This window comes from Streptomyces nanshensis (genome assembly GCF_001751255.1).
In the GTDB taxonomy this organism is placed as follows: domain Bacteria; phylum Actinomycetota; class Actinomycetes; order Streptomycetales; family Streptomycetaceae; genus Streptomyces; species Streptomyces nanshensis_A.
The window spans coordinates 1-12220 of record NZ_LJGW01000717.1; the positions used below are offsets into that span (position 1 = coordinate 1).

At 73.1% G+C, this 12220-nt stretch carries 11 protein-coding genes and 1 pseudogene; 3 read left to right on the top strand and 9 right to left on the bottom strand.

Going from position 1 to position 12220, the window contains the following annotated elements; genetic code table 11:
* Window positions 1-1234, top strand: a 1234-nt coding sequence (locus tag AN218_RS32940) for an outer membrane protein assembly factor BamB family protein (protein WP_171908882.1), incomplete at its 5' end; no start/stop codon positions are given.
* 76 nt (window positions 1235-1310) lie between these two features.
* Window positions 1311-1694 carry a VOC family protein gene (locus AN218_RS32945; protein WP_070020694.1) on the top strand — a complete coding sequence of 128 codons (384 nt, stop codon included), beginning with the start codon at window positions 1311-1313 and terminating at the stop codon, window positions 1692-1694.
* Between the two features lie 3 nt (window positions 1695-1697).
* Here AN218_RS32945 and AN218_RS32950 read toward each other — a convergent pair whose 3' ends face one another.
* Window positions 1698-2621, bottom strand: a complete 924-nt coding sequence (locus AN218_RS32950; protein ID WP_244900904.1) for a hypothetical protein — start codon at window positions 2619-2621, stop codon at window positions 1698-1700.
* A 174-nt stretch (window positions 2622-2795) separates the two neighbouring features.
* On the opposite strand from AN218_RS32950, the gene AN218_RS32955 reads away from it, so the two are divergent.
* Entirely contained in the window at window positions 2796-3341 is a 546-nt protein-coding gene (locus tag AN218_RS32955) for a hypothetical protein (protein ID WP_070020696.1), read from the top strand.
* Between the two features lie 428 nt (window positions 3342-3769).
* On the opposite strand, the gene AN218_RS32960 is transcribed toward AN218_RS32955, so the two are convergent.
* From AN218_RS32960 to AN218_RS37675, 8 genes and pseudogenes are all read right to left on the bottom strand, one after another.
* Window positions 3770-4063: a hypothetical protein gene (locus tag AN218_RS32960; RefSeq protein WP_070020697.1), complete on the bottom strand. Its 294-nt coding sequence runs from the start codon at window positions 4061-4063 to the stop codon at window positions 3770-3772.
* Between the two features lie 218 nt (window positions 4064-4281).
* A complete protein-coding gene (afsR, locus tag AN218_RS32965) occupies window positions 4282-7236 on the bottom strand; it encodes an SARP-family global regulator AfsR (protein ID WP_070020698.1) in 2955 nt (984 codons plus the stop codon).
* Between the two features lie 232 nt (window positions 7237-7468).
* Window positions 7469-8770, bottom strand: coding sequence for a cytochrome P450 family protein (locus AN218_RS32970; RefSeq protein ID WP_070020703.1), 1302 nt, complete (start codon window positions 8768-8770; stop codon window positions 7469-7471).
* Window positions 8771-8868: 98 nt separating this feature from the next.
* A complete protein-coding gene (locus AN218_RS32975; RefSeq protein ID WP_070020699.1) occupies window positions 8869-10149 on the bottom strand; it encodes a cytochrome P450 family protein in 1281 nt (426 codons plus the stop codon).
* A 113-nt stretch (window positions 10150-10262) separates the two neighbouring features.
* Window positions 10263-10838, bottom strand: a complete 576-nt coding sequence (locus tag AN218_RS32980) for a GTP-binding protein (RefSeq protein ID WP_070020704.1) — start codon at window positions 10836-10838, stop codon at window positions 10263-10265.
* A 124-nt stretch (window positions 10839-10962) separates the two neighbouring features.
* Window positions 10963-11331 carry a DUF742 domain-containing protein gene (locus AN218_RS32985; protein ID WP_070020700.1) on the bottom strand — a complete coding sequence of 123 codons (369 nt, stop codon included), beginning with the start codon at window positions 11329-11331 and terminating at the stop codon, window positions 10963-10965.
* Window positions 11328-11753 carry a roadblock/LC7 domain-containing protein gene (locus tag AN218_RS32990; RefSeq protein ID WP_070020701.1) on the bottom strand — a complete coding sequence of 142 codons (426 nt, stop codon included), beginning with the start codon at window positions 11751-11753 and terminating at the stop codon, window positions 11328-11330. Before AN218_RS32990 ends, AN218_RS32985 begins: the two co-directional genes overlap by 4 nt.
* A 16-nt stretch (window positions 11754-11769) precedes the next feature.
* Window positions 11770-12220, bottom strand: a pseudogene (locus tag AN218_RS37675) (hypothetical protein); the annotation flags it as partial.

A 12220-nucleotide genomic window follows, 5' to 3' on the forward strand; every position in this document is an offset into this window, starting at 1 on the left:
GGCGGGGATGGGCGGCGAGGCGTCGCCGCCGCCGTTCGCCGGTCCGGGCGGCGTGACCGGCGCCCCCGGCGCGAGCGGCGACGCGGGCGGTCAGGGACGGCAGCAGCGCTGGCGTCCGTGGCGGTTCCGGATGTCGAACGACGTGTGGGGCACCCCGGTCGTCGCCGACGATCTGCTCTACGTCACCTCCTTCGAGGTGCACGCGCTCGATGTGGCCAGCGGGCGGCGCCAGTTCAGGACGCGCGAGGTCGCCTGGTCGATGGCCGTCTCCGACGGCCGAGTGCACGCTTCGGACGGTCCGAGCCTCTACGCCCTGGACGCCCGCGACGGCTCGGAGCTGTGGCGGCTGGCCACCGACGGCTGGGTCTTCTCCCTCCACGTCGACCGCGGCACCGTCGTCACGGGCACCCGGGGCGGCGGCGTACAGGCGTGGGACGCGACGGTCGGCGAGAAGCTGTGGGAACTGGGCGGCGCGCAGACCGAGTTCGAGACGCGCGAGGCCGGTCCCTCCGTGCACGAGGGCACGGTCTACACCTGGGGCGAGGGCCGGCTGTTCGCGCTGGAGGCCCGCACGGGCGCCGAGCGCTGGTCGTACCCGGTGGGCGACGCGGCCACCACCGGCGGCGTCCCGGTCCGGCTGACCATCGCCGAGGACGGCGCGGTGTACGTCTGCGCCGGTTCGCGCGTCCACGCCCTGGACGGTGTGAGCGGCGCGGAGCGCTGGCGCTTCGACGCCCCGGCGGCCTTCCTCAGCCCGGCGGCGTTCGTCCACGGACCGGCGGTCGCGGGCGGAGGGGTCTATCTCGCCGACCACCTCGGCACGGTCTACGCCCTGGACGCCCTCACCGGCCAGGACCGGTGGCGGATCGCGACGGAGGCGCGGCACTCCACGGAGCCCGTCGTGGCCGCCGACGGTCTGGTGCATCTGGGCAGCGGCGGCGCGCTCTACACGCTGGACGCCGTGAGCGGTACGCCGCGCTGGCGGTTCGCGGCCGGCGGCGACGTGGTGGGCGCACCCGTGGTCGCCGACGGCCGGGTCCACTTCGGCTCGGCCGACCACTGCCTGTACACGCTCGACGCCGTCGGCGGCCAGCTCCGCTGGAAGCTGGCGACGGGCGGCGAGATCACCGGCTCGCCGGTGGCCGAGCGCGGCGTCGTCTACGCGTGCAGCAAGGACCGCTGCGTGTACGCGCTGGACGCGGCGAAGGGCACCGGCCAGGCCCGCCAGGGCTGAGTTCCGGGCCCGCCCGCACCGGCGGGCAGCGCGCGGACGGCGTGGACGGCGTGGACGGGAGAGGCGAGGAGGAACGGTGAGCGACAGGCCCCGTACAAGACTCTCCGGCGTCGTGCTCGGAGCGCCCGATCCGCGTGCGCTCGCGGACTTCTACCGCCATGTGCTGGGCTGGCGCCTGAGGTGGGACGAGCCGGACTGGGTGATGCTCGAAGCCCCCGACGGCGGGCCCGGACTGCACTTCCAGACCGAGGCGGAGCATGTACGTCCGGTGTGGCCGGCGGGCCCCGGCGACCAGCAGATGATGGTCCACCTCGACATCGAGGTCGACGATCTCGACGTGGCCTCGGACCATGCGGTCGCCGGGGGAGCGACCGTCGCGGAGTACCAGCCGCAGGAGGGCGTACGCGTCCTGTTCGACCCGGCGGGCCATCCGTTCTGCTTCTTCCTGCCCGGGCACTGAGGCTCAGCCGGATCCCGGTGGCCGCCGCGGCGGCTGCCGTTGCGGGCCCTGCGGGGGCTGGTCGGCGGGGCCGGGGCCGCTGCCCCACGGGTCCCACTCCTCGGGCGGTGTGGAGTCGTCGCGGTACCGGTCGTCGCGGTGTTGGTCGTCGGGGCGCTGGTCGTCCGGTTGCTGCGGCTGCCGGGGCTCGTACGGCTGCTGCGCGGCCGTGTCCCGGGCGTCGGCGGCCTCGGTCTGGTCGTACGGGGGCCAGGCGTCCTCCCGGTACGCACCGTGCGGGGACGGGGGCGGCGCCGGGGTCCCCTCGAACGGGCCGTAGGGCTGGGGCATTTCGGAGTGCTCCTGCTCCCCGTACGCCCCGTACCCGGGCTGGTCCCCGAAGTCCCCGAAGTCCCCGGAGTCGGCGGCGGCGGTGCCGGCGTACCTGTCGTCCACCCGCCCGTACCCCTGCCCGTACCCGCGTACCCGGCCCTTGCGGCGGCGTCCGCGCGGACGCCGCCCCCGCAGCACGGGTGCGGCCAGGAGCAGCAGCACACCGCCCCCGTACGCCAGGCCCACGCCTTCGCCGAGTCCGCCGGCGCCCGCGGTGAGCGTCCCCGCGGCCTGCCCCTGGCGGACCGTCCACAGCACGACGAAGCCCAGGACGAGCAGGCCCGCGAGGGCCACCAGCAGACGGGAGCGTGCGGCCACCGCGAGCAGGGTGAGCACCGCCGCGGCGAGCATGGGCAGGAACAGCCCCGTCCACAGCCCGGCGTGCGCGCCGGTGACGCCGTCGGAGGAGAACAGCTCGCCGATCCGGTAACTGCGGCCCGTGCGGCTCCCGTACCAGTCACGGAAGGGGCTCCACACCGCAGCGGCGGCTCCGGCGAGCGCGAGCAGACCGCCGAGAAGATTACGGACCATCGGCTTCGCCTCGCTTCCAGGCACCGCGGTCACTCCTTCCCCGCGGGCGCCTTCCCCGCCGGGAAGCAGGCGGACGCCGCAGGCGTGCGCCGTCCCGAAGAAAACGGTACGCGCGGCGGAACCCACCGGCCACCGGGCGGCGTCCCCGCACGGGGGCGTACCGCCTCCAGGGTCATGTCAAGATCGGGGGTCTCATCCATGTCGCGTCATCTCAGGCTCATCGCCGCCGTGGCAGTCGTGCTCGTGGCGCTCAGCGGCTTCAGCCCGGGGCGCAAGGGCGGCGGGCGCAGCCACAGCCACAGCTCGGGCGGCGGGTGCAGCAGTTCGAGCACCAGCAGCCACAACAGCCATAGCGGAAGCGGCAGTTACGACGGCACAAGTGACGACCGCTCCTACGGCTCCGGCGACGGCTACCGCAACTCCCGGCGGTACAACCACACGACGGGGACGACGACCGGCTCCCGTAACGGCACCACCGACGCCTCGCCCTCCGGGACCGTCACCCGGTGCGCGGCGCAGAGCGGCAGTGAGGCGAAGGCCGTGGTGGACGTGCGCAACCCGAACCGCGTGGGCAAGTCCTACCGCGTGACGGTCGTCTTCCTCGACGCCTCGGGGGCGACCGTCGACTCGGGCACGGCCGAGGTACGGGTCGGCAGCCGCGCGACGCAGTCGGTGGACGTACGGATGGCGCACCCGAAGCGGATCGGCGATGTGACCGAGTGCCGTGTGCAGTCGGTGAGTTGACCGAGTCCCGACCGAGCTGACCGGCTGCCGGCGGTCGACCGGCTGACGGCGCGAAAAACGGGTGAGGGGCGGACCGCGACTGCGGTCCGCCCCTCACGCCGTTACCGGCCTGCCGGGGATCACGGCACGTGTTCGTCCCTGTGGTCGTTGATCTGGACGCTGTGGGAACTCGTCACGTCCGACGGCGAAGTTCCGGCGGCCACCGCTGGAGAGACTGCTCCGGCTACGAGTAACGAGCAAATGGCGAGCGTTCTCAGAACTTTGAGCATTTCTCTCCTTCGGAGATACGGATCGGTGACATCGCGGAACCATCCGGCAACTTCAGGGTTCCCCCTCGGCCGGTCGCTCAAAGCAGCGGGCCCGGCGGCAGCGGCACCCCCTCCGCGCCGCTGACGCCAAGCCCGCCGTTTTCCCCCCTGGAAACGGGCCTACCGGCCCGGGCCTTCTTCCTTGGCCGACTCGGCGGCGATCGGCGCGTGCTCGTCGTCCGCCGACTCCGCACCGATGGGTGCGTGCTCGTCGTCCGCCGACTCGGCGCCGATGGGCGCGTGTTCGTCCGTCGCCGAGGCCGCCTTGATCGGCGCGTGCTCGTCCGACGGCGACTTGGCCTTGATGGGTGCGTGCTCGTCCGTCGCCGACATGCCGCTGATGGGCGCGTGCTCGTCGGTGGTCTCGAACTCCTTCTCGAAGTCCTCGACGGTGGACTGTGTTGTCTCGCTCATGGCCGAACTCCTGTGGCTTTGTGGCCGATTGTGCTGAACGTGCCCGCCCGGCGACTCCCCCGTCGGCCGCCGGGCGGACTTTGGGCCGCTCACCATAACCGGGTTGCGACCTCCCCCCAGATCCGCCTGCCCCCCGACGCGACGGATCGATGGGACAAGACTGCCGAGCCGCGATAAACGATCGATGAACGCCTGATAAGCGCGGCCGTGGAGGACGTTTACGCGGCCGGGGCGGGGGTCAGGAGCCCGCGCACTTCCTCCGCGTCGGAGGCGCCCATGTCGTCGAACAGGGCGAGGGCGTCCTTCCAGCACACCCGTCCCCGGTCGTGCTGACCCAGCGCCAGGAGGGCGCGGCCGAGCACGGTGAGCATCCTGCCGCGCATCCACTCGCCGCCGATACCCCGCAGCGCGAGGGCCTGTTCGGCGTGTGCGGCCGCCTGGCCGGGGCGGCCCGCCGCCAAGTGGGCCTCGGCGATGCGGAAATGGGAGGTCCCCTCCCACAGCGGCTGCCGCGTCTCACGGAAGAGCGTCACGGCCTTGGTGAGCTGTTCCAGCCCTTCGGGGATGCGGTCGGCCCGGGTGAGCGCGCGCCCGAGGGCGTAACGCCCGTTGGCCATGCGCATCCTGTGGTCGAGGCTCTCGTAGATCTCCAGGCCCTGCTGCGTCAGCCAGATCGCCCGGTTGGTGTCCCCGGCCTCCAGGCTGACCTGCGAGAGGTTGCACAGGGCGCTCGCCTCGCTGGGGCGGTTGCCGTCGGCGCGGAACGCGTCGATCGCCCGCAGCAGGAATCCCTCGCTGTCCGCGTAGCGGCTCTGGCAGATGGCGATGATGCCGCGCTGGTTCAGGGACCAGCACGTCGTCAGCGTGTCACCGGCCCTCTCGGCGAGACTGCTGGCCCGCCGGGCCTCCTCGTCCGCCTGGTCGAAGCGGCCGGCCACGATGTGCGCGTGCGTCAGCATGCTCTGGACGCGGGCCCCGGCCAGGGCGTCGTCCACGGCACTGGCCGCGTCCCGTACGGCGGTTGCGGCCCGCTCGTAGCGCAGGGAGTGCACTCCCGAATCGGCGCAGTCCTTCATGGCGATCAGCAGATCGGCGGCATGGCGCAGCATGCCGCGCTCCGCCGCCTGCTGCACGCAGGAGAGCACGCAGTCGGCCTCCGAGAAGAGCCAGCGGAGCGCGTCGTCCCTGCTGCCGAAGTGCGTGCCGGCGGAGTGGGGCTGTACGAGGTGGTCCAGGGCCCGCTCTCCCGGGCGTTCCAGAGCGAACACCTTGGAGGCCGAGGCGAGATAGAAGTCCAGCAGCCGCGAGAAGGCGGCTTCCCGCTCCGACGGGGGCTGTTCGTCGCGTTCGGCGCAGGCGCGGGCGAAGAGACGTACGAGGTCGTGGAAGCGGTAGCGCACCGGGGCCGCGGACTCCAGCAGGGACGCGTCGACCAGCGACTCCAGCAGCGACTCCGTCGCGTCGACCGGACGGTCCAGCAGCGCCGCCGCGGCCTCCAGGGAGATGTCGGGGCCGTCGGCCAGGCCCAACAGGCGGAAGGCGCGGGCCTGTTCGTACTCGAGCTGTCCGTAGCCGAGTTCGAAGGTGGCCTTGACCGCCTGGTCGCCGACCTGGAGTTCGTCGAGGCGCCGGTGCTCGTCCGCGAGCTTCTCGGCGAGGGCCGCGACCGTCCACGTACGGCGGGAGGCGAGGCGCGCCGCCGCGATACGGATGGCCAGCGGCAGGAATCCGCAGGCGCCGACCACGGCCATGGCGGCCTTGCGCTCCGCGTCGACGCGCTCCTTGCCGACGATGCGCGTGAACAGGGTCAGCGCCTCGTCGGGGCTCATCACATCGAGGTCGATGAGATGCGCGCCGGCCAGATCCACCATGCGTATACGGCTGGTGACCAGCGCCGCGCAGCCCGCCGCTCCCGCCAGGAGCGGACGGACCTGCGCCGCGTCACGCGCGTTGTCCAGGAACGTCAGCACCCGGCGTCCCGACAGCAGTGAGCGGAACAGCGCGGACCGCTCCTCGACGCCGTCCGGCACGCTGGCGTCGTCCACACCGAGCGAGCGCAGGAACGCCCCGAGGACGGCCTGCGGTTCGGCCGCGGAGGGGCCCGCGCCCTGGAGGTCCACGTAGAGCTGGCCGTCCGGGAAGAACTCGGCGGCGGCGTGCGCGACGTGCACGGCGAGGGTCGTCTTGCCCACGCCGCCGATGCCCGCCACCGCGGAGACGGCCATCACCGTGCCCTCGGCCTGGGCGAGTTGGTCCTTCAGCTCCGCGACGAAGGCGGCGCGGCCGGTGAAGTCGGCGACGGCGGCGGGCAGTTGGGCGGGCTGCGCCGGCTTGGGCGTGACCGGGCCCGACGGCTCGTCCGGAGCGAGGGCGAGACCGGGGTCGGCCTCCAGGATGCGCTGGTGGAGGACCGTCAGCTCCGGGCAGGGATCGACGCCCAGCTCCTCGGCGAGCAGTCGCCGGGTGTCGGCGAAGACGGCCAGCGCCTCGGCCTGCCTGCCGCTGCGGTACAGCGCGAGCATCAGCAGCTCGCGGAACCTCTCGCGCAGCGGGTGCGCGGCCGTCAGGGCCGTCAGCTCGCTCACCGACTCGGTGTGCAGGCCGAGTTGGAGGTCCAGGTCGACGCGGTGCTCCAGCAGGGTCTGCTGCCACTCCGTCAGACGTCTGCGGTGCCGCTCGGCGAAGGGGCCGGGCACATGCGCCAGTGCCTCACCGCTCCACTGCGCCAGCGCGGCGGCGTAGCTCTCGCGGGCGCCCGAACGGTCGCCGCTCGCCGCGGACTTCTCCGCCTCCGAGACATGCGCCGTCGCGACGTCCAGGTCCAGGGCGACGTCGGAGTAGGCGCGGCCCGTACGGATCGCATAGCCTCCGGAATCGCTGGCCAGCAGCTCCGCGTCGTTCCCGAGGGCCTTGCGGATACGGGAGGCGTAGGTGCGCAGTGCGGCCTTCGCCCGCTCCGGGGGCTCCTCGCCCCAGATGGCGTCGATCAGCTCCTCGGCGGTGGCGGTGTGGCCGCCGCGCAGCAACAGGGCCGCCAGCAGCGCGCGTTGCTGCGGGGAGCCCATCGGCAGCTCCTGGTCGCCCCGGTACGCGCGGACCGGCCCGAGCACACCGAGGCACAGTGTGTGCTCCCGTTGCCCGTTGCCGCGGCCGACGTTCCCCTCGGCGCCCATGGTGGCCCCCTGCGCTCCTTATCCACTCCCGCAGGGGTCAGTCTGCCTTGCTTGTCAGCTATACGTCATCAGGGCCCCGAGTCCTCTACGAGACCTACGAACTTCTCACGGAACAGGGGCGATTGGTGTGGTAGCGGCACGGGGGACCGACTTGCGCCGTACGGGGCGGCACGCACGCCGCACGGGGACGCACGCGAGATGCGCCGGGGCGCACGGAACATCTGGCGGTACGTCACCTCGGCGGTGCCTCGTCCGGGTGCCGTCGGGGGCCGTGCAGCAGCACCGGCAGCGTCCGGTGGCCGTGTGCGATGAACGACTCCACCTGCGTCGACTCCTCCTCGGGCGCCGCGAGGGACAGCCGCGGGAAGCGCTCGAAGAGGGCGGGGAGCGCGGTGCGGGCTTCCATGCGCGCAAGGGGGGCGCCCAGGCAGAAGTGCACGCCGTGCCCGAACGACAGGTGCTCCTTGTCGCCGCGCCGTACGTCGAACGCGTCCGCCGTCGCGCCGTGCCGCTCCGGGTCGCGCCCGGCCGCCGCGTACGTCGCGAGGATCGCCTCGCCCTGACGGATCGTCGTACCGTCCGGCAGCGCGATGTCCTCGACGGCGTACCGCAGCGGCAGCGACGCGATGCTGGGCGCCCAGCGCAGCGTCTCCTCGATCACGTCGTCCCAGGACTGCTCGCCGGCGAGGACGGCGGCGAGTTGGCCGGGGTGGGTGAGCAGCGCGTGCACGGCGTTACCGATGAGGTTCACCGTCGTCTCGTGGCCCGCGCCGACGACGAGCAGGAGTGTGTCGAGCAGTTCGGCCTCGGAGAGCTTCGCGCCCTTCCCGCCGGGGTTCTTCGTGCCGGGGCCGTTCTTGTCGGGGCCCTTCGTCTCGGGGTCCGGTTCGTCGTCACGGGCGGAGACGAGCACGCTCGTCAGATCCTCACCGGGCTGCTCGCGCTTCAGTTCCACGAGCGCGCCGAAGGCGCTCTGCACCTCACGGGCCGTACGGGCGGCCTCCTCGGCGGAGGCCGAGGTGTCCATGACGCGCTCGACGAGGCGGGCCATCGCGGGCCGTTGGTCCTCCGGGATGCCGAAGAGCTCGCAGATCACGCCCATCGGCAGCGGGTGTGCGTAGGCGCTGCGCAGATCGACGGGCCGGTCCGCGGGTAACGCGGCCATCGTGTCGAGCAGTTCGGCGGTGATCCGCTCGACGCGGGGACGCATCGCCTCCGTACGGCGTGCCGTGAAGGCCGGGGCGACGAGCTTGCGCAGGCGCCGGTGCTCGGAGCCGTACGAGCTGAACATGTTGGTGACGCCGACCCAGGAACGGATCCACGTCTCGTGGAACTCGCCGCGCTGCCAGGCCGGCCAGTGCCGTCGGGGGTCCTTGGAGACCCTCTCGTCCGTCAGCAGCCGCTTGAGCAGATCGAAGCTGTTCACCGTCCAGGCGTGTATCCCGGCGGGCAGTTCGACGAGGGTGGCGGGGCCGAACGCGCGGAGGCGGTCCGCCTCGGCGTGGACGGCGCGGCCAGCGGGGTCGAGGGCCATGACGGGCTCGGGGGGCCTGCCGGCGGGTGTGGGGTGCGCGTCACCGTGATCGAGGTTCGCGTCGTCCGTACCGGGGCTTGCGTCCTCGGCACCCGGGCTCATGCCGGCGGGGCGGGATGCGGGGCGGCGCTGCTGTCCCATGGGGTGGCTCCTGCCTGGTCGGGGCGGATCGGAGTGAAGCGGACGGGCAGCCGGGTCAGGGCGCGGTAGAACGGGCCCAGCCGGTGGGCGAGTTCGCCCCGCGGGACGGCCAGTTCGATGTCGGACAGCCAGGCGGTGAGCCGTTCGATCGCGGTGGTGGCGATGAGCAGCGCGGAGCGGGGCACGGGGCAGGTGTGCGCCCCCGCGGACCACGCCAGATGCGCCCCGCCGCCGGAGCCGCTCGCCGCGCCGGCGCCCGGCGCCTCCGTACGGCCGTGCTGGGCGCCCGCCGCCGCGAGGGAGACCATGACGAGCGTTCCCGCGGCGATCCGCGTCCCGTGGAAGTCGACGTCGCGCTTGGGGAAGTGCGCCGCGTAGTTGGCGACGGGCGGGTCGTTGAGCAGTACGTCCTGGATGGCGTCGCGCGGGGTGAGGGCGCCGCCGGACAGCGTGCCGTAGTAGCGGTCGTCGGTGAGCATGCGGGCGAGGGCGTTGCCGATGAGGTTGGCCGTCGGCTCGTGGCCCGCGGCCATCGTGAGCACGATCTGGTGGGTGATCTCCTCCTCGCTGAGCTCCGCGGGATGGTCCATGAACCAGGACGTCAGATCGCGGCCCCGCGCACGCCTCTTGGAGGAGATCAGCTCGGCGACATACCCCTCGAACTCGGCGTTCGCCGCCGACGCCTGCGCCGGATCGCCCTCCAGCATCCCGGCGATGGCGGAGATGAGCCGGTCGCTGTGGGAGTCGGGCAGCCCGAACAGGCGGTTGAAGAGCCTGAGCGGGAGGACGCGGGCGAACTGGCCCATCAGATCGGCCTCGTGGTCCGCGCCGAAGTCCGCGATGAGCGCGTCGGCGATGCTCACCACCGTCGCGCGCAGTTCGTGCGGGGCGATCCGCTCGAAGCCGTCGGTGATCACCCGGCGGTAACGGGCGTGCACATCACCGTCGTTGAACATGACGTTGGGGCGCCAGCCCAGCATGGGCAGGACGGGCGAGCCGGCCGGCAGCGTCTCCTGCCAGCCGCGCGGGTCCTTGGACCAGGTGCCCTCGTCGTGCAGCAGGTCCAGCGCCGCCCGGTAGTCCGTGACGAGCAGCGCCGGTACGTCCGGTGAGATCTCCACGGGCGCGAGCGTGCCGTACCGGCGCAGCCGCTCGTAGACCGCCTCCGGATCGGCGGCGAACTCCGGCCCGTACAGCCGCGCGACCGCACGTCGCGCCGCGGGTACGGGTCCGTCCACGGGTTCCTGCTCGGGTGCGGCGGGAGTCGAGGGCGCGGCCGGTACCGGTCCGGGCGGGGACGAGGCAGTCGCTCCGGGTGGGGACGAGGGAGCCGGCCGGGGCGGTGGGGCGGTCACGCGGTCTCCTGGGGAGTGCGGGTGAGCACGTGGCCCACGAGGCCGATCAGCGCGTCGGTGGCCTGGACGGGGTCGCGTGCGTCGCACAGCACGAGCGGGGTGTCCGGCAGCAGGTCGAGATGGTCGCGCAGCGCCGAGGGCCGGTGCGCGGGGGAGTCGGGGAAGCAGTTGACGGCGACCGCGTAGCGCAGCCCCGCGTCCTCGATCATGTCCATCACCTCGAAGGAGTCGGACAGCCGCCGGGCGTCGGCGAGTACGAGCGCGCCCAGCGCGCCGCGCGAGATGTCCTGCCACAGCGAGGAGAAGCGGCGCTGGCCCGGTGTGCCGAACAGATAGAGCACGAGGTCGCCCGGCAGCGTCAGCCGTCCGAAGTCGATCGCCACCGTCGTCGTGGACTTCTCCCGGACGCCCGACAGATCGTCGACCAGCGCGCTGCCGCTGGTCAGCATCTCCTCGGTGTGCAGCGGCTCCGTCTCCGACAGCGACCGGATGAAGGTGGACTTCCCGACCCCGAACGGGCCCGCCACCAGCAACTTCACCAGCGTCTGCGTGCGTTCGCCGTCGAGGTAGATGCCGGCTTCGGGGACGGGGGCAGGGACGGGAGCGGGGACGGAGACGGGGGCGCTGACGCCGGTTCCGGCTCCGGTGCCGGAACCGGCGGCGGCTGGAGCCGGGTCGTCTGCCTCATCGTGGCCGTCACCGGGAGGACTTGAGAGTGCGGAGTCCATCGAGAACCTTCTCCAGAATCTGCCGGTCCGGCAGTTCGGCGTCGGGTACGGGGGCGCGGGCCGACAGGCGGCCCGCGTCGACCAGGTCGGCCACCATGACCTTCACGACGCTGACGGGCAACCGCAGATGGGCCGCGGCCTCGGCCAGCGACAGCGGGCCGGGCTGGAGCAGCTCCAGCAACCGCCGCTGCTGCGGGCGCAGTCCGCCTCCCGACGGGTCGCCGGGGGCGTGCAGCACGGTGAGCCGGTCCAGCGTGTTGCGGCTGGGGCGCGCGCGTCCGGTCGTGGCCAGATACGCGGGCACGAGACGTCGTTGGTCACGCGGCGGCGGAGTCATTCCGGACTGTCGCTCCGGGTGGGACGGCTCATCGCCTTGGCGCCCAGGGTCGCGACCTGGACCTGCATCTGGTGTGTGACGACTCCCATGTTGACCTCGGGCCCGGCGAAGACCGCCAGACATGTGTTGTCGCCCGCGGGTATCGCGAACACCCAGCCCTTGTCGGACTCGATCACGGTCTGCCGCAGCGTGACCGCGTAGTCCCCGGCGAACGCCGCCGTGGTGGTACGGGCCGCGCCCTGGAGCGCGGAGAGCATCGCGGCGACGCCCTCGGCGGCGTCGCGTCCCAGGTTCGGCGAACGGCCCTCGATGAGGCCGTCCCCGGAGATGACCGCCGCGTGGATCACATGCGGCAGTTCGAGGAGCGGTGCCAGCACCCAGGACGTGTCCTCCCGGACGGGCCGGCGCGCGGGGGTGGTCATGTGGGCGGTTCCCTTCTTACGCACCGGGGCCGGAGCCGCCGGGTGCGTCGGACGTCTCTGACGGCTCGGCCGCGGCGGCCGGGCCGCCGGTCTCGCGTGCGCTGCTTGCCCTGCTCGTGCTGCTCGTGCTGGGGCCGTGGCTGTGGCGGGAGTCGGGATCGGGGTCGGGGGAGTCGGGGGCTGTGTCGGTGCCGGGGCTGGGCCTGGAGCTGGTTCCGGTGTCGGTGTGGGCGGCGGTACGGGCATCGGTCTCCGGGGTCGTCTCCGTACCGGTGTCCGTGTGGGGACCGTCGGGCCGTACCGGACCCGGGCCCGTCCCGGCGGCGGCCCGGCCGGAGGCGGTGCCCTGCTGGAACGCGGACCAGCGCTCCGCGCTCTCCTCGGGCGTCGAGGGCGGAGCCGTGGCGGGCGCGGACGCAGCGGCAGCCGACGGGGTGTCCACGGTGCGGGGCGCGGCGTGAGCGACC